The organism is Tistlia consotensis USBA 355 (genome assembly GCF_900177295.1).
GTDB lineage: Bacteria > Pseudomonadota > Alphaproteobacteria > Kiloniellales > DSM-21159 > Tistlia > Tistlia consotensis.
This window is the reverse complement of sequence record NZ_FWZX01000006.1, coordinates 220,839-243,139: the sequence shown is the minus strand read 5'-3', so window position 1 is coordinate 243,139 and position 22,301 is coordinate 220,839. Positions and strand designations below refer to the sequence as shown.

Annotated in this window: 21 protein-coding genes; 13 read left to right on the top strand and 8 right to left on the bottom strand. The window is 70.7% G+C overall.

Annotated elements, in window-relative coordinates; translation table 11 throughout:
- Window positions 1-287: 287 nt before the first annotated feature.
- Genes B9O00_RS10945 through B9O00_RS10930 form a run of 4 tightly spaced genes read left to right on the top strand, consistent with a single transcriptional unit; the run spans window position 288 to window position 3,086 of the window.
- Window positions 288-1,172: a MotA/TolQ/ExbB proton channel family protein gene (locus B9O00_RS10945; protein ID WP_200808467.1), complete on the top strand. Its 885-nt coding sequence runs from the start codon at window positions 288-290 to the stop codon at window positions 1,170-1,172.
- 36 nt (window positions 1,173-1,208) lie between these two features.
- Entirely contained in the window at window positions 1,209-1,652 is a 444-nt protein-coding gene (locus B9O00_RS10940) for an ExbD/TolR family protein (protein WP_085122697.1), read from the top strand.
- 10 nt (window positions 1,653-1,662) lie between these two features.
- Window positions 1,663-2,067, top strand: coding sequence for an ExbD/TolR family protein (locus tag B9O00_RS10935; protein ID WP_085122696.1), 405 nt, complete (start codon window positions 1,663-1,665; stop codon window positions 2,065-2,067).
- Window positions 2,067-3,086, top strand: a complete 1,020-nt coding sequence (locus B9O00_RS10930; protein WP_085122695.1) for an energy transducer TonB — start codon at window positions 2,067-2,069, stop codon at window positions 3,084-3,086. The genes B9O00_RS10935 and B9O00_RS10930 overlap by 1 nt, the downstream gene beginning before the upstream one ends.
- A 253-nt stretch (window positions 3,087-3,339) precedes the next feature.
- On the opposite strand, the gene B9O00_RS10925 is transcribed toward B9O00_RS10930, so the two are convergent.
- Window positions 3,340-4,383, bottom strand: a complete 1,044-nt coding sequence (locus B9O00_RS10925) for an isopenicillin N synthase family dioxygenase (RefSeq protein ID WP_159460182.1) — start codon at window positions 4,381-4,383, stop codon at window positions 3,340-3,342.
- Window positions 4,384-4,554: 171 nt separating this feature from the next.
- Here B9O00_RS10925 and B9O00_RS10920 point away from each other — a divergent pair, with 171 nt between their 5' ends.
- On the top strand, window positions 4,555-6,072 hold the full coding sequence (locus B9O00_RS10920; protein WP_085122693.1) for a xylulokinase: 1,518 nt from the start codon (window positions 4,555-4,557) through the stop codon (window positions 6,070-6,072).
- A gap of 7 nt (window positions 6,073-6,079) precedes the next feature.
- On the opposite strand, the gene B9O00_RS10915 is transcribed toward B9O00_RS10920, so the two are convergent.
- Both B9O00_RS10915 and B9O00_RS10910 read right to left on the bottom strand, forming a co-directional pair.
- Window positions 6,080-6,625 (bottom strand): PAS domain-containing protein, encoded by a 546-nt coding sequence (locus tag B9O00_RS10915; protein ID WP_085122692.1) that lies wholly within the window; start codon window positions 6,623-6,625, stop codon window positions 6,080-6,082.
- Window positions 6,626-6,742: 117 nt separating this feature from the next.
- Window positions 6,743-7,531: an SDR family oxidoreductase gene (locus tag B9O00_RS10910; RefSeq protein ID WP_085122691.1), complete on the bottom strand. Its 789-nt coding sequence runs from the start codon at window positions 7,529-7,531 to the stop codon at window positions 6,743-6,745.
- Between the two features lie 216 nt (window positions 7,532-7,747).
- Between B9O00_RS10910 and B9O00_RS10905 the strand changes: the two genes are divergently transcribed.
- Entirely contained in the window at window positions 7,748-9,082 is a 1,335-nt protein-coding gene (locus tag B9O00_RS10905) for a glutamine synthetase family protein (protein ID WP_085122690.1), read from the top strand.
- A 122-nt stretch (window positions 9,083-9,204) separates the two neighbouring features.
- Here B9O00_RS10905 and B9O00_RS10900 read toward each other — a convergent pair whose 3' ends face one another.
- From B9O00_RS10900 to B9O00_RS10880, 5 genes are all read right to left on the bottom strand, one after another.
- Window positions 9,205-9,885: a beta/alpha barrel domain-containing protein gene (locus tag B9O00_RS10900; protein WP_085122689.1), complete on the bottom strand. Its 681-nt coding sequence runs from the start codon at window positions 9,883-9,885 to the stop codon at window positions 9,205-9,207.
- A gap of 323 nt (window positions 9,886-10,208) precedes the next feature.
- Entirely contained in the window at window positions 10,209-11,018 is an 810-nt protein-coding gene (locus B9O00_RS10895; protein ID WP_085122688.1) for an ABC transporter permease, read from the bottom strand.
- Between the two features lie 47 nt (window positions 11,019-11,065).
- On the bottom strand, window positions 11,066-11,971 hold the full coding sequence (locus B9O00_RS10890) for an ABC transporter permease (RefSeq protein WP_085122687.1): 906 nt from the start codon (window positions 11,969-11,971) through the stop codon (window positions 11,066-11,068).
- A gap of 28 nt (window positions 11,972-11,999) precedes the next feature.
- Complete coding sequence (locus B9O00_RS10885; RefSeq protein WP_085122686.1) at window positions 12,000-13,067, bottom strand: ABC transporter ATP-binding protein; 1,068 nt, start codon at window positions 13,065-13,067, stop codon at window positions 12,000-12,002.
- A gap of 52 nt (window positions 13,068-13,119) precedes the next feature.
- A complete protein-coding gene (locus tag B9O00_RS10880) occupies window positions 13,120-14,268 on the bottom strand; it encodes an ABC transporter substrate-binding protein (RefSeq protein ID WP_085122685.1) in 1,149 nt (382 codons plus the stop codon).
- Window positions 14,269-14,588: 320 nt separating this feature from the next.
- Here B9O00_RS10880 and B9O00_RS10875 point away from each other — a divergent pair, with 320 nt between their 5' ends.
- From B9O00_RS10875 to B9O00_RS10845, 7 genes are all read left to right on the top strand, one after another.
- Complete coding sequence (locus tag B9O00_RS10875; protein WP_085122684.1) at window positions 14,589-15,578, top strand: DeoR/GlpR family DNA-binding transcription regulator; 990 nt, start codon at window positions 14,589-14,591, stop codon at window positions 15,576-15,578.
- A 76-nt stretch (window positions 15,579-15,654) separates the two neighbouring features.
- Window positions 15,655-16,542, top strand: a complete 888-nt coding sequence (locus B9O00_RS10870) for a universal stress protein (protein ID WP_085122683.1) — start codon at window positions 15,655-15,657, stop codon at window positions 16,540-16,542.
- A 167-nt stretch (window positions 16,543-16,709) separates the two neighbouring features.
- Entirely contained in the window at window positions 16,710-18,317 is a 1,608-nt protein-coding gene (locus tag B9O00_RS10865) for an ABC transporter substrate-binding protein (RefSeq protein ID WP_085122682.1), read from the top strand.
- 66 nt (window positions 18,318-18,383) lie between these two features.
- Window positions 18,384-19,361 carry an ABC transporter permease gene (locus B9O00_RS10860; protein WP_085122681.1) on the top strand — a complete coding sequence of 326 codons (978 nt, stop codon included), beginning with the start codon at window positions 18,384-18,386 and terminating at the stop codon, window positions 19,359-19,361.
- Window positions 19,358-20,308 carry an ABC transporter permease gene (locus tag B9O00_RS10855; protein WP_085122680.1) on the top strand — a complete coding sequence of 317 codons (951 nt, stop codon included), beginning with the start codon at window positions 19,358-19,360 and terminating at the stop codon, window positions 20,306-20,308. Before B9O00_RS10860 ends, B9O00_RS10855 begins: the two co-directional genes overlap by 4 nt.
- Entirely contained in the window at window positions 20,308-21,297 is a 990-nt protein-coding gene (locus tag B9O00_RS10850; RefSeq protein WP_085122679.1) for an ABC transporter ATP-binding protein, read from the top strand. Before B9O00_RS10855 ends, B9O00_RS10850 begins: the two co-directional genes overlap by 1 nt.
- Window positions 21,294-22,298 carry an ABC transporter ATP-binding protein gene (locus tag B9O00_RS10845; protein ID WP_085122678.1) on the top strand — a complete coding sequence of 335 codons (1,005 nt, stop codon included), beginning with the start codon at window positions 21,294-21,296 and terminating at the stop codon, window positions 22,296-22,298. Before B9O00_RS10850 ends, B9O00_RS10845 begins: the two co-directional genes overlap by 4 nt.
- Window positions 22,299-22,301 lie beyond the last annotated feature (3 nt).

Below are 22,301 nucleotides of genomic sequence, written 5' to 3'. Positions count from 1 at the left end.
CCCTCGACCTCACCGAGCAGACTGAGCTCAAACCCGTCCACAATGTCCCCGAACGGGTGTCCACTATGTCCCCGGTCTGAACAGACAAGCTCAGGATGAAGCGAATGGGGGACCGTCGCCGGGCGGGGGAGGCTGGCGGCCGCCACTTCGACCGGCCCGGTCCCGCCTTCTGCATGCCTGATCCATCTTCCGGGGATTGGCGGGCCACACCTCCTTGCGCTATGACTATTGCGAATGCGAAGGAGTCGCATTCGCAATAGGTCCGACCGCGTTTATAGAGGAAGCAGATGGAACAGCAGACGGGTGCGACCGTCCTCACGGCGCCGGCCGAGGGCGCCTCGACGATGGCCGGCGGCGGCGGGGCCGCTCCCGCACCGTTGGCCGGTGGCGACCCGACCCTGGCCGACCCGACCCTGGCCGACCCGACCCTGGCCGATCCGGGCCTCGCCGCTGCGCCGGCCGGCGGCCTGGAGGCCACGCTGCGCCACGCCTGGGAGATCCTGCTGGCCGGCGGGCCGGTCGTCATGATCCTGCTGGCACTTTCGGTCGTCGCCCTGGCCATCGTGCTGGTCAAGCTCTGGCAGTTCCGCGCCGCACGGCTCGGCGACCGGCGCACGGCACGCCGCGCGCTGTCGCTCTATCGCACCGGCCGCAGCGGCGAGGCGCTGGCGCTGGCCGGGCGCTCGCGCAACCCGGTCGCCCGCGTGCTGGTCCGCGCGATCAACGGCAGGGCCCGCCGCGACCTGCCCGAGGCGATGGTGCGCGAGGAGGTCGTGCGCTACGGCGCCGACCTGCTGGAGAGCCTGCGCGGCTGGTTCCGGCCGCTCGAGGTGATCGGCTCGCTGGCGCCGCTGCTCGGCCTGTTCGGCACGGTGCTCGGCATGATCTCGGCCTTCCAGCAGCTCGAGGAGGCCGGCAGCCAGGTCGATCCCTCGATCCTGTCCGGCGGCATCTGGGAGGCGCTGCTGACCACCGCCGTCGGCCTCGCCGTCGCCATGCCGGTGATCGTGCTGCTCAACTGGCTGGAGCGCCGGGTCGACCGCCTGGCCCACGAGATGGACGACTGCGTCACCCAGGTCTTCACCGAGGACCTGTCGTTCGCCCCGGTCGCGGAGGAGAGAAGCCATGGCGGCCTCGAGGGCCGGACGGCCGCGCTCGTCGCTGGCCGCTAGTGCCCGATCGCGGAGAAGCAGGCGACGGAACGACCCATGGTTCGAAGCGTGAATCGGTCACTCGGATCGGGTAAGCACCAGCTTTCTACGAAAGCTGGTGCGGGGGCCCGGCGCAGGGCGCTGATCAGCCTGACGCCGCTGATCGACGTCGTCTTCATCCTGCTGATCTTCTTCATGCTGGCCTCGAGCTTCCTCGACTGGCGCTCGATCGACCTCGACGCCCCGGGCCGGACCGGCGCCGGCTCGTCGGTCGAGGGCGCGCTGCTGGTCGAGCTGCGTCCCGAGGGCCTGCGCCTCTCGGGCACGCCGATCGCGCCCGAGGAGCTGAGCCGGCGCGTCGCCGCCCTGCTGGCCGAGCGGCCGGACCAGAAGGTGCTGCTCCGGCCGGCGCCGGGCGTCGCGCTGCAGGACGCGGTCGCCGTGCTGGACCGGCTGACCGCCGCCGGCGTCACCGCGCTGTCCCTGATCCGCAGCCCCTGAGGACCCTGCCGTGCGCTTCGATCCCCCCAGGCCGAGAAGCGACGACGAGCGGATCCTGCCGCTGATCAACGTCGTCTTCCTGCTGCTGATCTTCTTTATGCTGACCGGGCGGCTCGCCGCCGGCGATCCCTTCAAGGTCGAGCCGCCGCGCTCGGCGACCGAGGGGCCGGCGGCGGCTCAGGAGGCCGTGGTGCTGCTCGGCGCCGACGGCCGCCTCGCGCTCGACGGCCTCGTGATGGAGCGGCCGGCGCTGGCCGAGGCGGTGGCCGGCCGGCTGCGACAGGAGCCGGACACGCCGATCCGGCTGAAGGCCGACGGCCGGGCCGAGGCGACGGCGGTCGTCGAGGTCATGGAACTGCTGCGCGATGCCGGCGCGGCGAAGCTGCAGCTGCTGACGGTCCCGGAGGCGCGCTGATGGAACTCGGCCGCAGCCACTGGCTGGCCGCCTTCGCCGGCGCCCTGGCGCTCCACGCCCTGGTCGCCGCCGTCTGGCTCTGGCAGGCGCCGGCCTCCGGCGCCGCCAGCGCCGGCCTCGGCGGCGTCACTGTCTCGCTCGGCCCCTCGGGCGGCGCGCCCGGCTCGGAGGCGCGGCAGTCCGAGGCCAGCGACAGCGCCGAACCGGTGGCGGCGGCCGAGAGCGTCGAGGCCGAGCAGCTGGAGAGCGTCACCTCCGTGACGCCCGAGGCGGCGGAGGTCCCGCCGGTCGCGCCGGAGACGGCCCAGGTCATCGAGACGCCGGTCCAGCAGCCGGTCGAGCCGCTGCCGCAGCCGGAGCTGACCGAGCTGGCCGAGGTCCCGGCGGTCGAGGCGAAGCCTGTCGACGCCGAGCCGCAGCCCGAGATCGCCAAGGCCGTCGAGCCGCCCGAGGCCGCGACGGCGCGGGAGGTCGTGGCGGCTGTGCCGCCACCGCCCAAGCCCCGCGACCTGCCCGAGGCACCGAAGCGGAAGCCGAAGCAGGCCGCGCAGCCGGTTGCGAAGGCGGCTCCGGCATCGGCCGCGCAAGTGACGGAGCAGGTCGCTGCCGCGACGGCCGGCCCACCCGACGAGGCCGCGTCCTCGGTCGCTGGCGCGGGCGGCATGAGCGGCACCCAGGCGCGGCGCGACAGCGGCAACGGCCCCTCGACCAGCGGCGGCGGACTGCCCGGCGAGAGCGCCGACTACCTCTCGCTGCTGCAGGCCTGGCTGGAGAAGCACAAGGTCTACCCGGAGCGCGCCCAGGCGCGCCGCCAGGAGGGCACGGTGCTGCTCTACTTCGTCATGGACCGGGACGGCAAGGTGCTCGACCACCGGATCGTGCGCGGCTCCGGCCACCCCCTGCTGGATCGCGAGGCCGAGGAAATGATCGCCCGCGCCGACCCGCTGCCGGCGATGCCGGACTCGATGCAGCGCGACCGCCTGGAGCTGGTCGTGCCGGTGCAGTTCCTGCTGCGGTAGGGGCGGATTTTCACCGCAGCCTCTCCGTCAGCTCCGCCCTTCTTCGTCACGCCTCCTCTTCCCTCGTCATCCCCGCGAAAGCGGGGATCCAGAGGAAAGCGCCGCCAGCACAGGCTGCCGGCCGCCCCCGCTCACGTCTTCGTCCTCTGGATCCCCGCTTTCGCGGGGATGACGAAGAAGAACGGGGATGACGAAGTGGGGGCGGGAATGACGGCAGAAGGAAGGGAAGACGGAAGAAGGGGCGGGCGCGCCCTCACCCCGCCTTCTGCTTCTCCCGGTGGTAGTCGAAGGTCTCGTTGATCTTGTCGAGCAGGTGCCGGCCGCCGGTGGTCGGCGGGAACCTGGCCGGGCGGTCGGGGCCCTGGCAGGTCTCCAGCACCGTCAGGTCGGCCTCGAAGGCGGGATCGTAGAAGAACGGCAGGGAATAGCGGTCGCGGCCCGAGCGGTTGATCACCCGGTGCTGGGTCGAGCTGAAGATGCCGTTGGTCCAGCGCTCCATCATGTCGCCGATGTTGACGACGAAGCTGCCCTCGACGAAGGGCGCGTCGATCCACTCGCCGGCGGCGTTGCGAACCTGCAGGCCGCCGACCGGGTCCTGGGCCAGGATCGTCAGGCAGCCGAAGTCGGTGTGCGCGCCGGCGCCGATCCGGGCCTCGGTGATCGGCCCGGTCTGCGGCGGGTAGTGCAGCGGGCCGAGGGTCGCCATCGGGCCGTCGAGCCAGCGGTCGAAGTGATCCTCGGGCAGCTCCAGGGCCAGCGCGAAGGCGTGCATGATCTCGCGGCCCAGGCCGCACAGCCGGTCGTAGCCGGCCTGCATGGTCTCCTGCCAGCCGGGCAGGCCGGCCGGCCACTGGTTCGGCCCGTGCAGCGGCGTGCCGGCCTCGACCAGCGGATGGTCGGGCGGCAGGTCGCGGCCGATCTTGATGCCTTCCTTGAAGTCGCCGGCCTCCTTCTGCTTGGCCGGATCGAGGTTCTCGCCGCCGAGCGCGAAGTAGCCGCGGTGGCAGGCCGACTTCTCGATGGCGATCTCGGCCTTCCTCTCGGGCGGCAGCGCGAAGAAGCGCTTCGCCTCGGCGAAGACCGCGTCGAGCGTCTCCTGCGGGATGCCGTGGTTGACGAGGTAGAAGAAGCCGATGTTGCGGCAGGCCTCGCCGATCTGCCGCGCCGTCTCGCGCCGATCCTCCGGGCCGCCGGCGAGGAAGCGGCCGAAGTCGATGACCGGCACCGCTTCGACCGGCACGCGGGCGCCGACCAGGGCGGGGTCGAGGGTGTCGTTGACGGAAGACTCGACGGACATGACGGGGCTGCCTCGCTTGTCGACGAATGGCTTGACACCTACCACAGAAAACCTGCGACTTCCAACAAGACGGCCTTGGCGCCGGCGGCCGCCTTCTGCCATAAGTCGGAGGGCCGCCCGGCCTTCGCAAGACGGCGGCCGGAGCGGCGGCGGAGCGTGGAGAGAGGCGGGATGTCGGAGAGCTATCTGCTCGGCGTCGACCTGGGGGCGGGCAGCCTGAAGGCGACGATCATCGACGGGAACGGCGGCGTCGCCGGCGAGGGCTCGCACCCGATCGAGACCTCGATGCCGAAGTTCGGCTGGTCCGAGCAGGACCCCGATTCCTGGTACGAGGCGCTGTGCCGGGCGGTGCCGGCGGCGCTCGCCGCGGCCGCGGTCGATCCCGGCGCGATCCGGGGCATCGGCCTGTCGGGCGGCGCCCACATCCCGGTGCTGACCGATGCCGAGGACCGGGTGCTGCGCCCGGCGATCATGTGGAACGACCAGCGCAGCGCCGCCGAGGCGCGCGAGCTGCACGAAGCGGCCGGCGAGCTGATCATCGCGAAGTCGCTGAACCGGGTGAACCCGACCTGGGCCATGGCCATGCTGAAGTGGCTCGGCCGCCACGAGCCCCAGGTCGTGGCCAGGGCGCGCCGGCTCTACATCGCCAAGGACTACCTGCGCAGCCGCCTGACCGGCACCTGGGAGACCGACTACAGCGACGTCCTGGGCGCCCTGATGGCCGACGACGCGACGCGCAGCTGGTCGCCCGAGCTCTGTGCCCTGATCGACTGGCCGCTGGACAAGCTGCCGCCGGTCGTGCGGCCCGAGGCGGTGGTCGGCGGCGTCACCGCCGAGGCGGCGGCCCGTACCGGCCTGGCCGAGGGCACGCCGGTGGTCTGCGGCTCCAACGACACGACGGTCGAGTTCTTCGGCGTCGGCGCCCTGGAGCCGGGCATGGGCGCGATCAAGCTGGCGACCGCCGGCGTGCTGTTCCTGGCGACCCGCGGGCCGAGCGTCAATCCGCCGATCTCCTGCTATCCGCACATCGTCGACGGGCTCTACTACACCGCGACCGGCACCAACTCCTGCGCCTCGGCGCACCGCTGGCTGCGCGACCGCTTCTTCCTGGGGCCCGATGGTGATGGCGCCGCAGCTTTCGCCGAGATGGACCGCCTGGCCGGCGCGATCGCGCCGGGCAGCGAGGGCCTGCTGTTCCATCCCTACCTGCAGGGCGAGCGTGCGCCCTACTGGGACCCGCTGCTGCGCGCCGACTTCGTCGGCATGACCATGCGCCATCAGCGCGGCCACTTCGCCCGGGCGCTCTACGAGGGCATCGCCTTCTCGATCCGCGACCTGCTGGAGGCGGCGCGCCAGCTCGGCCTCGACTTCACGACGATCCGTCTGATGGGCGGCGGCGCGCGCAGTGCTACCTGGCGCCAGATCATCGCCGACGTCACCGGCCTGGAGATCGAGCGGCCGGCCAACGGCGACGCCTCCTTCGGCGCGGCCCTGGTCGCCGGCATGGGCGTCGGCCTGTTCGCGAGCCCGCGGGAGGCGGTCGAGCGCTGCGTGCGGATCCTCGACCGCTGCCCGCCGGATCCGGAGCGGCACGCTTTCTATTCGCAGCTGTTCGGGCTCTACAAGCAGACCCAGGCGGCGCTGGCGCCGATCAACCACCGGCTCCACGCCCTGGTCGAGCAGGGCTGAGGCGGGCTCAGTCCCCGCCGTCGAAGCGGTAGGTCATGATGTGGGCGAGGCGGCTGACCGCCTGGCCGCCGTTGGTGAAGGGCAGCTCCATGACCCTCAGGCGGACGTGCTCGCGCCCGACGAGCGCCGCCGGGCCGACCGACCAGCCGATCAGGCCGGTGTCGCGGACCAGGCCGAAGTGCTCGCGGAACTGGCGCTCGTAGAGCAGTGGCGTGCGGTCGCTGAAGCGCTGGCCGGGCTTGGTCGTGTAGCTGACGATCCGGAAGTCCTCGCCGACGATCCGGTAGATCGGGTCGGGCTCGCCCGCCGGCAGGTCGCTGACCACCAGGGCCGGGTGCCAGCCGCGGAAGTCGGCGAACTCCATGTCGGCCCAGTCGGGCGTCGGCCGGCCGCCGCGCCGCTCGTCCCAGATCCGGATCACGCCGGCCAGATGCGGGGCGGCCCGCATCGCCTCCTCGGGCCCGAAGCGGCGCAGCACGAAGGGTTCCGCGTCCGGATTCTCGATCGCCTCGAGCAGGCCTCGCATGAAGCTGTCGTCGGGGGCGGTGTTCATCGGGACCTCGCGACCGTCCGGTGGGCGGGGACCTTCCGGGGACCGAGACTAGCGGAAACACGGTTAACGCGTGATTTACACGCCTGCGAGCGACGGGACGCCCGCGCGGGTCCCCGGCTAGTCGTCCTTGATGACGTAGGCCGCGGAGATGCCGCCGTCGATCGGGTAGGCGGCGCCGGTGATGTAGCTCGCCTCGTCGCTGGCCAGGAAGGCGACCAGCCCGGCGATCTCCGACGGCTCGGCGATGCGGCCCATCGGCATGAAGGGCCGGCGCGCGTTCCAGGCGGCCTCGTCGGACAGGAAGGCCTTGACCAGCGGCGTGCCGACCGGACCGGGGCAGATCGCGTTGAAGCGGATGCCCTTGCGGCCGTACTGGACGGCCATCTCCCGGGTCATCGCCAGCACGCCGCCCTTGGCCGCGGTGTAGGCGATCTGCGGATAGGCCGAGCCGACCAGGGCGACCAGCGAGGCGGTGTTGACGACCGAGCCGCCGCCGGCCCGCTCCAGGTGCGGGATGCCGTACTTGCAGGCCAGGAACACGCCGGTCAGGTCGACGCGCAGGGTCTTCTCCCAGACCTCGAGCGGCGTCTCGACCGGGCCGTCGTCGCCGGGCAGCAGCACGCCGGCGTTGTTGAACAGGACGTCGAGGCCGCCGAGCGCCCCGGCCGCCTCGCTCATCAGGCTCTCGCAGCGCACCGGATCGGCGATGTCGCCGGTCAGCGCGACCGCGCTGCCGCCGGCCGCCTCGATCTCGCCGAGCGTCGCCGCCAGGCCCTCGGCCTTGAGGTCGACCGCGGCGACCGCGGCGCCCTCGGCGGCGAACTTGATCGCCGTCGCGGCGCCGATGCCGCCGCCGGCGCCCGAGATGAAGGCGCGCTTGCCCGCCAGTCTTCCTCTACCCGCCATGGCGACCTCCCCGGCTGTGGCCCGGTCCCGACGGTGGCCGAAGCCGCGGCGGCGGGCAAGGGACAAATAGTGGCAAGTCACAACTTCTCTGTTGAGCTTCGCAGATTCTTCGGTCTAGCCTCGGCCAGCGAACGACGGCGCCCCCGGATGGACTCCCAGACGGACTCCGGGACGGCCGCCGCGGCGGGAACAGGCGAGCAGAAGGGGAGAGCGGCGATGGCGAAGGGCAAGGACCGGGTCGCGGAGGAGGTCGCGCGGCTGCGTCACGACGGCATCGAGTTCCTTCGCTTCGAGCTGCCCGACCTGCACGGCAGCTCGCGCTCCAAGCTGGTGCCGATCGACGCGGTCGAGGGCTACGCCCGCAAGGGCCTCAACTTCTACGGCGGCGTGCTCGGCCTCGACTCCGCGGCCAACGTCATCTCCGGCACCGGGCTCAACGAGGAGATCAGCTACGCGGACTCGAAGCTGTTCCCGGACTTCTCGACCCTGCGGCGGGTGCCCTGGAAGCCGAACACCGCGAAGGTGATCTGCGACGTCCACTACATCGACGGCAGCCCGATCAAGGCCTCGCCGCGCTGGATCCTGGCGCAGCTGGTCGCGCAGGCCGGCGACCTCGGCTACGACGTCATGATGTCCCACGAGTTCGAGTTCTACCTGCTCGACAGGGACACGCGCGAGCCGCTGTTCGAGGGCGTGCACATCTTCAACTCGACGCGCAACAGCTGGATCCCGGCGCTCGACACGCTGCTCGCCCACCTGCAGGGCGTCGGCGTCGACCTGATCACCCACAACTGCGAGTACGCCGGCTCCCAGTTCGAGATCAACTACGGTCCCGCGCTCGGCGTCGCCGCCGCCGACAAGGCCTTCACCTTCAAGAACACGGTCAAGGAGGTGGCGCACCACGAGGGCTATCTCGCGACCTTCATGTCGAAGCCCTGGTCGGGGCGCGCCGGCTGCGGCTGCCACTTCCACATCAGCCTGATCGACCGGAAGACCGGCAGGAACGCCTTCCTCGACAGGAATGACAAGGACGGCCTGTCGCCGGTCGCCCGGCAGTTCGCCGCCGGCATCCTGAAGCACGCGCCGGCGCTGACCGCCCTGATCGCGCCGACGCCGAACTGCTACCACCGCCTGAAGCCGCACACCTTCGCGCCGTCCAACGTCTCCTGGGGCATCGAGGACCGCAGCGCCCTGGTGCGCAGCAAGGCGACCGGCGACGAGGGCACGCACCACGAGATGCGCGGCGCCTCGGGCCTGGCCAATCCCTACCTCAGCGCCGCCGGCACCCTGGCCGCCGGCCTGCTCGGCCTGCAGGGCAAGCTGAAGCTGGGGCCGCAGTCCAAGGGCCCGAGCGAGGACGACCCGAGACACCCGAAGCTGCCCAGCCGCCTCGACCTCTCGCTCGCCGCGCTGGAGGCCGACAAGGCCTTCGGTGCCATGCTCGGCGCCGACTTCCTGAAGCTCTTCACAGCGGTCAAGGGCGCCGAACTCCAGCGCTTCTGGGACCACGTCACCGACTGGGAGCGGGCCGAGTACATGGAGCTCTACTGAGGGGGGCTGGAAGGGCTTCACCCTTCGACAGGCTCAGGATGAAGCCCTTTTCGGGCCGCTTCCAATTCGCTTCATGCTGAGCTTGTCGAAGCGTGAAGCGAAGCGGCACGGACCGCGCGCGATCAGCAGGCGGCCAGGATGTCCCGCAGCCGGCCCCTGAGCGTGCCCTTGCGCGGCGAGAAGGAGCCGTCGAAGGCGGCCGAGCCGATGGTGAAGGCGTCGCATCCGGCCTCCTTGAGCGCCCGGATGCGCTGGCCGCTGTCGACGCTGCCGGCGCAGATCAGCCTGCCCCGGCCGTCGAGGCCGGCGCGGGCGGCGCGCACCAGGTCCAGCGGATCGGCCTCGGTCGCGCGGTAGGCCAGCAGGTCGACGCCGGCGCAGCCCAGCTCGAGGAAGCGGCGGCACTGCGCCTCGACCAGCTCGGGCGTGCCGCCGAGCTTCGTCGGATGGCCGACCGGCTTGCCGGGGAAGGGGTAGTAGCCCAGCCCCCCGGCTCCCGCCTTGCCGTTCAGCAGCCTCATGACGCCGGCGACGTCGGTGCCGCCGAGCAGCCGCTCGACGCCGATCTCCGCGGCGGTCCTGGCCGAGTTGAGCGCCGCCTCGGGGCTCTCCGAGACGACCTCCATGTAGCTGACCGCGCCGCTGTCGCGGATCGCCCGGTTCAGCGCCTTCAGGGTCGCCCTGTCGACGCCGACGTCCTTGAAGCCGACATGGCCGAGCCCGAGCGGGCGGATCTCCTCGAAGACCTCCAGGCAGTCCTCGACCGTCTGGTCCTGCCGGGTCAGCATGAAGATGAAGTCCATCGTCCGGTACCTCGAAACCTGAAGAATCCGCGTCCCGGGAGGCCCCCGGGACCCGCCCGACGACGGCCCGCGCCGGTCTCTTCTCTCTACCACAGATGTTGTGGTGCTGGCAGGAAATTTGGTAGTTGCAAAGTTCCGGCTTGGCCCTCGGCAACCGCCGGGGCGAGGCACTGCCGGTCCGCCTTGCCTCGTCATCCCCGCGAAAGCGGGGATCCAGAGAAAGGAACCGTCCGCGGAGGCGGTCGACGGGGCGCGCCTGATTGCTTCGTTCTCTGGATTCCCGCTTTCGCGGGAATGACGAAGGGAGAGGGAAGGCTGCGCCGCTACCGCCCGCTGCGGGCCCGCCGGGCCAGCAGGACGATGGCGTAGCCGCCGAGCATGATCAGGGCGGCGCCGCCGGTCGAGATGGTGCCGAGGGTCGGCACGCCCGGCGTGTAGCCGGCGACCATCTTGGCGTAGAGGAACTCCGGCACGGTGGTGTCGGCGCCGGTCGTGTAGAGCGACAGCGGGAAGTTGCCCCAGGACAGGAGGAAGGCGAAGAGCGCGCCGGAGAAGATGCCGGGCCAGAGCACCGGCAGCGTCACCTCCTTCAGGACCTGCCAGCGCGAGGCGCCGAGGTCGAGCGCCGCCTCCTCGAGCGCGGCGTCGAAGGAGTAGACCTGGATCGAGATCACCAGGGTGACGATCGGCACGATCCAGACCAGGTGGGCGAAGATCGCCGTGCGCCAGCTGAGCGGCAGGCCGAGCATGTTGAACCAGAGCAGCAGCGCCAGGCCGAGCACGGTCTGCGGGAAGAAGATCGGCAGCAGCACGATGCGCTGGAACAGGGTGCGGCCCTTCCAGTTGTAGCGCGCGAAGGCGAGCGCGCCGCAGAAGGCCAGGACCACCGAGATCGCCGTGACGATCAGGGCGATGGTGATCGAGGTCTGGATCAGGATCGAGACCTCGATCGAGTTGATCGTCTTGTCCCACCAGCGCAGCGACCAGCGCGCGATCGGGAAGATGAAGTAGCGGCCCTGGTTCAGCGAGGCGAGCAGGCCGCAGACCACCGGCAGGTAGAGGAAGACGACGATCAGGCCGGTCCAGATCCAGACCAGCCGCCTGTTCCTGCCGCTTCCGGCCGTCGCCGCCATCTAGGAAACCTCCCCTTGAACCGGATCTGCGAGCGACGCGGCGGCCATCAGCGCCTCCCCAGGATGCGGTCGAGATCGAGATGGCGCAGCACGGTCAGCACCAGGGCGCCGACGACCAGCATCAGCAGCACCGCGAGCGCGGCGCCCAGCGGCCAGTTCTGCGCGTAGGTGAAGGCGATCTCGATGTCGTGGGTGATGACGATCACCGCCTGGCCGCCGAGCACCTTGGATTCCGCGATCGCGCCGACCGAGAGCACGAAGGTCAGCAGCGCGCCGATGATGATGCCGGGCAGGGACAGCGGCAGCTCGACCTCGCGGAAGATCTGCAGGCGCGAGGCGCCCAGGTCCCCGGCCGCCTCGACGGCCTCCTGCGGCACCATCGAGAGGCCGAGGGTCATCGGGAACAGCATGAAGGGCAGGTAGGTGTAGACCATGCCGAACACGATGATGCCCGGCGTGAACAGCAGGTCGCCGATGCCGAAGCCGAACAGGCTGCGCAGGCCGCCGTCGAGCACGCCGTTCTTGATGAAGAACAGCACCCAGCCGTAGAGCCGCACGTTCTCGGAGATGAACAGCGGGAAGACCATCAGCAGGGTGATCAGGTTGGCCCAGCGGCCGAACAGCTTGGCCAGGCCGTAGGCGACCGGATAGGACACGACCGCCAGGATGCAGACCGACAGGAAGGCGAACCACAGCGACCAGAGGAACGACATGTAGACCGTGTTCGCCGGGTCGAAGATGGTCTCGTAGTTCTCCAGGGTCGGGTGCGCCAGCAGCGCGAAGCTGCGCGGCTCGGAGAAGCTGAAGCCGAGGACCGCGAGCAGCGGCGCCAGGAAGCCGACCGCCAGCAGGAGCAGCAGCGGCAGCGAGAGCAGCGGCCCGGCGCGCAGCCTCAGGCGCCGCCGCGCGATCGCGCGGGGCGGCAGGGCCTCGGAAGCGTCGGCCGTGGTCATCGCGCGCCTGCCCTCCGTCCGCCGTGCATCAGTCGGTCACCAGGATCGAGTCCTTGGCGTCCCAGCCGATCAGGACCTCCTGGTCGAGGCCACCCTGGTAGGCCTGCTGGCGCAGCCGCTCGACGATGAAGACCTTCTCGCCGACGCGCACCTGGTACTGGATGCGCGAGCCGAGGGCGTACTCGTTGTAGACCGTGCCGCGCAGGTGGTTCTCGGCCTCGCCGGCCGAGCCGAGGAAGCGCAGCGATTCCGGGCGCACGACCAGGTGGCCGGTGTCGAAGGCCGCGACCCCGCCGGGCAGGGCGAAGTCGCCGGGCAGCTCGATGCCGACGGCGTGGCCGTTCGGGCCCTTGCGCACGTCGATGACGTTGACCTCGCCCATGAACTCCGAGACGAAGCGGTCCCGGGGATGCAGGTAGATCTCCTCGGGCGTGCCGACCTGGACCAGCTTGCCGGAGCGCATCACGCCGATGCGGTCCGACATCACCATCGCCTCCTCCAGGGAGTGGGTGATGTACATGAAGGTCTTGCCGGACTCCTTGTGGATGTCCTTCAGCTCCTTCTCCAGGGTCTTGCGCAGCTTGTAGTCGATCGCCGAGAGCGGCTCGTCGAAGAACAGGATCTCGGGGTCGTAGGCGAAGGCGCGGGCGAGCGCGACGCGCTGCCGCTCGCCGCCGGAGCACTGGGTCACGTTGCGCCCGTAGTAGCCCTCGGGCAGGCGCAACAGGCGCAGCAGCTCCAGCGCCCTGGCCCTGCGCCTGTCGCGCGCGACGCCGCGCATCTTCAGCGGAAACTCGATGTTCTCGCCGACGCTCTTGTGCGGGAAGAGCGCCAGCGACTGGAAGACCATGCAGGTCGGCCGGCGGTTGGCCGGCAGCTCGTTGACCAGCTTGTCGCGCAGCAGGATGTCGCCGGAGCTCGGCGTCTCCATGCCGGCCAGCATGCGCAGCAGCGTCGTCTTGCCGGAGCCCGAGGGCCCGACGATGGTGAAGAACTCGCCTTCCCGGACCTTGAGATCGACATGATCGACGGCCGTCAATCCGCCGAACTGCTTGGTGACCCCGACCAGCTCGAGGATCGACGGCCGTTTGCTCATCGATGGAGGATCCCCTTGGTTGTCGTTGCAGCCGTGCCGGCGGGACGGCGGCTCAGCCGCCGCTGGCCTCGCGCTTGGCGGCGGTCATCAGGTCGAGGGCGCGGTCGTAGTCCGGCACGATGTCGTACTCGGCCGAGCGCTCCATCTCCTCGTCCAGGCTGTCCCACTGGATCGCGTCGAGCTCCTCCTTGGTGAAGAGCTCGAAGCACTTCTTGTTGGCCATCTGGGCGACGGGGTTGAAGGTGCCCTCGGCGAAGGCGACGGTGTGCGCGACCTTCGGGTCCTGGACGTACTCCAGGAACTGCGTCGCCAGCGGCGAGAGCTGCGGATTGGCGACCGTCGAGGTGACCTCGATCCAGGACACGCCGCCCTTGCCGGGGATCGCGCTCTTGAGCGGCGTCACGCCGCGGATCTCCGGGTAGCCGTCGAAGCGGGCCGGCGAGGCCGAGTAGGTGCCGCCGGTCATGTGGAAGTTGATCTCGCCGGAGATCAGCGCCTGGTTCATGGTCGCGATGTCGCCGACCACCTTGGCGCCCTTGAAGACCTTCTTGGCGGTCGTGTCGAACTTCTCGAAGTCGGCGTCGCTGTGCGTCACGAAGGGGTTGATGCCGGCGATCAGGAAGATGTCGAAGACGTTCCAGTCGTCGGATTCCAGGATGCCGTACTTGCCGGCGTTGGCCGGGTCGTTCCAGAGGTCCCAGCCCTGGTCCTCGGCGGTCTTGCGGCTGACCTTCTTGGTGTTGACCACGAAGGAGTAGGGGCCGAAGCGCTGGCACATGCCGAGCAGCTCCTTGCCGTCGTCGCTCATCGCCCATTTGTAGGGCGGCTTGAACATCGGCAGCATCTTGTCGAAGTAGGGCTCGAACGTCGCGCGGTCGAGCGGCTTGATCAGCCCCTCGGGGTACATGACCTTGCGCGCCCAGGGATTGTTGACGTTGATCAGGTCCCAGACGTTGGTCTCGCCGGCGCGCAGCCGGTTGATCATGGTCGGGTCGTTGGTCAGGGACTCGGCCTTGACCGTGGCGTCGTGCGCGCTGCGGAAGGGGTCGAGCACGTCGGCCGAGTTGTAGCCCTCCCAGCAGAGGATGTTCAGTTCCTTGTCGCGGGCGGCCCAGGCCCTGCCCGACAGGATCGCCGGCGCGGACAGCGCGGCAGCGCCGGCCGCCGTGGTCTTCAGGAAGTCTCTGCGAGTCACGTTCATGGTCAGCTCTCCCACCTGTTCCCGTGCCTCGAGGGCACGTTGAAGCCTCGTCGTGCCTGCCCGGTCGCCGGACAAACGGGGGCATCGGAAGGCGAGCCTGCTGCCTGTTCCGGCCTTTTTATGCTGCGCCGCACCATGCCCGGACGCAAGGTACTTTGCCTTGCTTCCCAGAAAGATACCCCACTCTTTGAAAAATGTACCACGCAAATGTTGGCGATTCCAACAAAGCGGACGAAGCTGGAGCGTTGCCCGCGTGCCGCGAACGGCTTGATTTCGCGGCGGCGCTGACTCACAACCGGCGGGTATCCGAGGAGACGGGCATGGCCAAGGTCGGCAGAGGCGTTCGGGCGGGCAGTGTCGGTACGGGCAGTGTCGGTACGGGCGGCGGCGAGACGTCGGGCGGTCCCGGCGTCGCTGCCGGCGGCGACGCGCGCGCGGCCAAGAAGAAGCTGCGCAAGGTCGAGCGGCAGGAGCGCATCCTGGGCGAGCTGCGCGCCTCGCCGGCGATCCGCATCTCGCAGCTGGCCGAGGAGTACCGCGTCTCGACCGAGACGATCCGGCGCGATCTCGACGACCTCAGCCGGCGCGGCATGCTGAACCGCACCTACGGCGGCGCCTCGGCGCGTGCCTTCGCCTTCGAGCCGGCGCTCAGCGAGCGCCACAAGGAGCACGTCGAGGAGCGCCAGCGGGTCGGCGCCCTGGCGGCGCGGGCGATCCGGCCGGGCCAGGTGCTGATGATCGACGTCGGCTCGACCACGGTGCACTTCGCCCGGCGCCTCTCGGCCGAGCTCAAGGACCTGACGGTGATCACCAACTCCTTCGGCGTGGCGACGGTGCTGTCGGCCAACCCGACGATCGCCGTCATCCTGTGTCCGGGTCGCTACGACGGCCGCGAGGGCAGCGTCTTCGGCTCCGACGCCGTCGCCTTCCTGGACCGCTACAACGCGAACGTCGCGGTGATCAGCGCCAGCGGCCTGACCGCCGACGGCCCCAACGACGTCAACCCCAACGCCGCCGCGATCAAGCGCGCCATGCTCGGCCGCTCGGCGACCGGCCTGCTGCTGCTCGACCACTCGAAGTACGACCTGCTGACCCTGGAGAACGTCTGTCCGCTGGACGAGATCGACGTGCTGGTCAGCGACCAGGCGCCGCCGGCGCCGCTGGGCCGCGCGCTCAAGCGCGCCGAGGTCGCCGTCGAGCTGGCCGGCGAGGGCGGCCGCGGCGATGCCGACCGCCTGGCCCGGCTGCTGCAGGGCGAGGTGCCCAGGCCGGATGCGGCCAAGCCCGCCGGGACGCGACGGCGCGCTTGACCTGGGTCAGCGCGCCGTCCGACGGTTCGGGTGACGCTTCGCGGCGGTCGGCGAAGCGGCAGCGGGGAGGCGGTTGATGATCGTTCGCAAGATCCTGGTGCCGGTGAGCGGGCGGCTCGACCCCGACGACCCGGAGGACCTGGATGCGCCGGCGCTCAAGGCGGCGCTCGCGGTGGCGGCCCGGCACGACGCCCACGTCGAGGTGCTCTGCGTCACCGCGGAACCCGCCCGGCCCGGCGACGAGTGGTCGGCCTGGCTGCCGGGCTACGGCGCCGACGAGCTGATCCGCTGGATCGAGGAGGAGAACGAGGAGCGGCGGCGGCGCGCCAAGGCGACCTTCGACCGGCAGATCGCCGCCCTCGAGGTCCAGCCGCAGCTGACCGACGACCCGGCCCGCGGCTTCTCGGTGCGCTTCACCGAGGAGGTCGGCGACATCCCGGGCGCCGTCGGCGCGGCCGGCCGGCTGTCGGACCTGGTCGTGCTGGCCGGCGCCGGCCACTCCTGGGAGTCGCCGTTCCGGCCGCTGCTCCAGGCGAGCCTGCGGCGCAGCGCCTGTCCGGTCCTGGTCACGCCGCCCCAGGTCAGCCCCGGCTTCGCGACCCGCGTCGCGCTGGCCTGGAACGACACGGTCGAAGCGGCGCGCGCGGTCGCCGCCTCGCTGGAGCTGCTGAAGGCGGCGGAGAAGGTACTGGTCATCTGCAGCCGGGAGAGCGAGACGGCCGGGCTGCAGGCGGAGCCGCTGGTCGAATACCTCGCCTGGCACGGCATCGAGGCCGAGGCGGCCGAGCTGTCGGAATCGCCGCGCGACACGCCGGCGGCGATCGTCGAGCGTGCCCGGGCCGCCGACTGCGACCTGCTGGTGCTCGGCGCCTTCCTGCACAGCCGCGCCCACACCCTGCTGTTCGGCAGCGTCACCGAGTTCGTCGTCAGCGAGCCCGGGATTCCGGTCCTGCTGGTGCCCTGACGGGCGCGCGAACCCGGCGGCCGAGAGCGTCGTCGGGGTCTCCGGGACGAGGGCCGCGACCCGAAAGAGTTGCAGGCCCCCGGGCCTCGGGAGACACTGGCTGCGACGCGTTGCCGCAAGCCCGCGACAGACGGGACGGTGACGCCGGGTGAACAGGGAGAAGAGCAATGAACCGAATCCTCGCCGCGTGCGCCGGCGGCGCCTTCGTCCTGGGCCTCGCCCAGGCGGCGCTGAGCGGCACGGCCCTGGTCGGCACGGCGCTGGCCGACGACCTGACGATCGGGCTGGCCTCCGAGCCGAGCGCGCTCGATCCGCACTACCACAACCTGACGCCGAACAACGCCGCCTGGCAGCACATCTTCGACGGCCTGATCAGCCAGGACGCCAAGCAGCGCCTGCAGCCCGGCCTGGCGGTCGCCTGGAAGCCGCTCGACGCCACGACCTGGGAGTTCGACCTGCGCAAGGGCGTGACCTTCCACGACGGCACGCCCTTCGACGCGGAGGACGTGATCTACACGATCCGGCGCATCCCCAACGTGGCGAACTCGCCCTCCTCCTTCACGATCTACACCAAGTCGATCGCCTCGATGGAGGCCAAGGACCCCTACACGCTGATCATCAAGACCGAGGCGCCGCGGCCGCTGCTGCCGACCGAGCTGTCGAACCTCGCGATCATCTCCAAGGAGACCTGCGAGGGGGCCAGCGGCGGCGACTGGCCGAAGACCGAGGACTTCAACAGCGGCACGCTGGCCGTCGGCACCGGGCCCTACAAGTTCGCCGAGTTCGTCAAGGGCGACCGCCTGGTGCTGACCCGCAACGACGACTACTGGGGCGGCAAGCCGACCTGGGACAAGGTCACCTTCAAGCCGATCTCCAGCGACGGGCCGCGGGTCGCGGCGCTGCTGTCCGGCGACGTCGACGTGATCGACAACCCGCCAACCCAGGACCTGCCGCGCCTGAAGGCGGACAAGAACATCAACGTCTACTCGGGCCTGTCGAACCGCGTCATCTACCTGCACATGGACCAGTTCGCCGACGACACGCCCGGCGTCCAGGGCACGAACGGCAGGAACCCCTTCAAGGACAAGCGGGTGCGCGAGGCGGTCTCGAAGGCGATCGACCGCAAGGCGATCGTCGAGAAGATCATGGGCGGCGTCGCCGTCGCCGCCGAGCAGCTGCTGCCCAAGGGCATGTTCGGCGCCGATCCGGCCCTGGAGGTCGAGGCCTACGATCCGGCCGGCGCCAGGAAGCTGCTCGCCGAGGCCGGCTACCCGGACGGCTTCAAGCTGGTGCTCGGCACGCCGAACGACCGCTACATCAACGACGAGAAGGTCGCCCAGGCGGTCGCCCAGTTCCTGACCCGCGTCGGCATCCAGACCACGGTCGACGCCTCGACCAAGTCGGTCTTCTTCAAGCGGCGCAACAGCTACGAGTTCTCGATGTACCTGGCCGGCTGGGGCTCCGGCACCGGCGAGATGTCCTCGCCGCTGCGCGCCCTGGTCGCGACGCCGGACAAGGAGAAGGGCTACGGCGGCACCAACCGCGGCCGCTACTCCAACCCCGCGGTCGACGCCAAGATCGACGAGGCGCTGCAGACGCTCGACGACGCCGGGCGCGAGAAGCTGCTGCAGGAGGCCAGCGACCTGGTCATCAAGGACTATGGCATCCTGCCGCTGCACTACGAGGTGACCAGCTGGGCGACGCGCAAGGGGCTCGCCTACGAGCCGCGCACCGACCAGTACACCTCGGCGATGAGCGTGACGCAGGCCCAGTAGGGGCCGGGCCGGACCGGCCGGGGCCTCGCTCCGGCCGGTCCGGCCTTCCGGAACGGAAGCGCAGCGATGCTGGTCTACCTGATCCGGCGGCTCGGCCAGTCGGCCCTGGTGCTGGTCGTCATGGCCGTGCTGGTCTTCATCGGCATCTACGCGATCGGCAACCCGGTCGACGTCCTGATCAGCCCCGAGGCCGACCTCGCCGAGCAGCAGGCGACGATCGCCCGCCTGGGGCTCGACAGGCCCCTGTGGGAGCAGCTCTGGCTGTTCCTGGTGAACGCGGTGCAGGGCGATCTCGGCCGCTCCTTCGTGCACGGCGTGCCGGCCCTGCGGCTGATCCTCGAGCGCCTGCCGGCGACCCTGGAGCTGGCGCTGGTGGCCCTGGTCGTCGCGCTCTCGGTCGGTGTCTTCCTCGGGCTGTGGGCCGGGCTCAAGCCCGACGCGCTGCTCGGCCGCTCGATCATGACCGGCTCGATCCTCGGCTTCTCGCTGCCGAACTTCTGGCTCGGCCTGATGCTGATCCTGGTCTTCGCGGTGCTGCTGCAGTGGCTGCCGGCCGGCGGCCGTGGCGAGACCGTCGACCTCCTCGGCATCCGCACCAGCCTGTTCACGCTCGACGGCCTGTCGCACCTGCTGCTGCCGGCGATCACGCTGGCGCTCTACAAGACCTCGCTGGTCATTCGCCTGGCGCGCGCCGGCACCCGCGAGGTCGTGCTGCAGGACTACGTCAAGTTCGCCCGCGCCAAGGGCCTCAGCCCGTCGCGGGTGATCTACGTCCACGTCCTCAAGAACATCATGATCCCGGTGGTCACGGTGGTCGGCCTCGAGCTCGGCTCGATGATCGCCTTCGCGGTGGTCACCGAGACGGTCTTCGCCTGGCCGGGCATCGGCAAGCTGCTGATCGACTCGATCGTCAATCTCGACCGGCCGGTCGTCGTCGCCTACCTGATGATGACGGTCTTCATCTTCATCCTGATCAACCTGGCCGTCGATCTGCTCTACTCGCTGCTCGACCCGCGGGTCCGCCTGTCGGAGGCCGGCGCATGAGCGAGCCGGACCCCGGTCTGTCCTCCGGCGCCGTCGTCGCCGAGCCGGAGACGCTGCACGCACCGCCGCCGCGCCTGAGCTCGCCCCTGGCGCGCCTCGCCCTCGACTTCTGCGCCAGCCGGCCGGCGGTGGCCGGCCTCGCGGTGATCCTGGTCGTCGCCGTGGCGGCGATCTTCGCGCCGCTGATTGTGCCGCAGAACCCCTACGACCTGGCGCAGCTCGACATCATGGACGGGACGCTGCCGCCAGGCTCGCCCTCCTACGCCTTCGGCACCTACTGGCTGGGCACCGACGTGCAGGGCCGGGACATGCTGTCGGCGATCGTCTACGGCCTCAGGATCTCGCTGCTGGTCGGCAGCGTCTCGGTCGCCTTCGCGCTGGTGATCGGCAGCGCCGTCGGCCTGGTCGCCGCCTTCTTCGGCGGCGGCCTCGACAGCCTGCTGATGCGCATCGTCGACATCCAGCTCTCCTTCCCGGCGATCCTGGTCGCGCTGATCCTGCTGGCGATCTTCGGCAACGGCGTCGACAAGGTGATCATCGCCCTGGTCATCGTGCAGTGGGCCTACTACGCCCGGGCGGTGCGCGGCTCGGCGCTGGTCGAGCGGCGCAAGGAGTACATCGATGCCGCCGTCTGCCTCGGCCTCGGCACGCGCCGCGTGCTGTTCGGCCACCTGCTGCCGAACTGCCTGCCGCCGCTGATCGTCATCGCCACGGTCCAGGTCGCCCATGCCGTCGCGCTGGAGGCGACGCTGTCGTTCCTCGGCGTCGGCGTGCCGATCACCGAGCCCTCGCTCGGCCTGCTGATCGCCAACGGCTTCGAGTACATGATGAGCGGGCGCTACTGGATCTCCTTCTTCCCCGGAGTCGCCCTGGTCGTCGTCATCGTCGCCATCAACCTGGTCGGCGACCGGCTGCGCGACCTGCTGAACCCCAGGCTGCAGCGCTGATGGCCAGGACCGCCGAGCCGCTGCTGCGCGTCGAGCAGCTGGAGACGCAGTTCTTCACCAGGGCCGGCGTCGCGCGGGCGGTCGACGGCGTCAGCTTCGAGGTCGCCCGCGGCGAGGTGCTGGGCCTGGTCGGCGAGTCCGGCTCGGGCAAGTCGGTGACCGGCTTCTCGATCCTCGGCCTGGTCGATCCGCCGGGCCGGATCGTCGGCGGCCGCGTGCTGCTCGAGGGCGAGAACCTGGTCGACGCCGGCGAGAGGCGGCTGCGCGCGCTGCGCGGCAACCGCATCGCCATGATCTTCCAGGACCCGATGATGACCCTGAACCCGGTGCTGCGCATCGACACCCAGATGATCGAGGCCGTCCGGGCGCACCATGGGGTCGACCGCGCCGAGGCGCGGCGCCGCGCCCGCGACGCCCTCGGCCGGGTCGGCATCCCGGCGCCCGAGGAGCGGCTCTCGGCCTATCCGCACCAGTTCTCCGGCGGCATGCGCCAGCGCGTCGCCATCGCCATCGCCCTGCTCAACGAGCCGGCTGTGATCATCGCCGACGAGCCGACCACGGCGCTCGACGTCACGATCCAGGCGCAGATCCTCTACGAGATGCAGAAGCTCTGCGGCGAGAGCGGCACGGCCCTGGTCTGGATCACCCACGACCTGGCGGTGGTCAGCGGCCTCGCCGACCGGGTCTGCGTGATGTACGCCGGCCGCATCGTCGAGTCCGGCCCGGTCGACGCGGTGCTCGACCGGCCGCGGCACCCCTACACGGCCGGGCTGATCGGCTCGGTGCCGAGCCGCAACCGGCGCGGCGTGCCGCTGGCGCAGATCCCCGGCATGACACCCTCGCTCCTCGCGCTGCCCGGCGGCTGCGCCTTCCGCACGCGCTGCCCGAACGCCGAGGCCGACTGCGCCGCGGAGCCGCCGGCCGAGCGTCGCCCGGAGGCGGGGCGGACGCTGCGCTGCCACCATCCGGTCGGCGAGGCCGTGTCGTGAGCGCGCCCCAGCCGCTGCTCGGCCTGGAAGGGGTCTCGAAGCGCTTCGTCCGGCGCCTCGACCTCGCCGAGCGCATCGCCGCCCGGCTCGGCGCCCGGCTGCGCGACCAGGTCGTGCATGCGGTCGAGGAGGTCGACCTGGCGGTCGCCGAGGGCGAGGTCGTCGGCCTGGTCGGCGAATCGGGCTGCGGCAAGTCCACGCTGGGCCGCGTCGTCGCGGGGATCCTGCCGGCCAGCGAGGGCCGGCTCACCTACCGCGGCAAGGACATCACCAAGGCCGCCGGCGCCGAGGCCAAGAAGGCGGCGCTGAAGATCCAGATGATCTTCCAGGACCCCTTCGCCTCGCTCAACCCGCGCCTCAAGGTCGCCGAGATCGTCGGCGAGGCGCCGCTGGTCCACGGCCTGGTCGGGCGCGCCGAGCTGGCCGACTACGTCGACGAGGTGCTGACCAGCGTCGGTCTCGATCCGAGCTACCGGCGCCGCTACCCGCACCAGTTCTCCGGCGGCCAGCGCCAGCGCGTCGGCATCGCCCGGGCGCTGGCGGTCAGGCCCGAGTTCCTGGTCTGCGACGAGTCGGTGGCGGCGCTCGACGTCTCGATCCAGGCCCAGGTGCTCAACCTCTTCATGGAGCTGCGCGAGCGCTTCGACCTGACCTACCTCTTCATCAGCCACGACCTCGGCGTGGTCGAGCATCTCTCGGACCGTGTCGTCATCATGTACCTCGGGCGCGTCGTCGAGATCGCGCCGACCGAGCAGCTCTTCGCCGGGGCCAACCATCCCTATGCCCGGGCGCTGCTCGCCGAGGTGCTGCGCATCGACAGCCGGCACCGCATCTTCAAGCCGGTCGAGGGCGAGATCCCTTCGCCGCTCGACCCGCCGCCGGGCTGCGCCTTCCATCCGCGCTGTCCCCACGCCATCGGGCGCTGCCGCGTCGAACGGCCGCTCTTGAAGCAGATCGCCCCGGGCCGCTATTCGGCCTGCCATCTCAACGACCAGAGCTGAGTG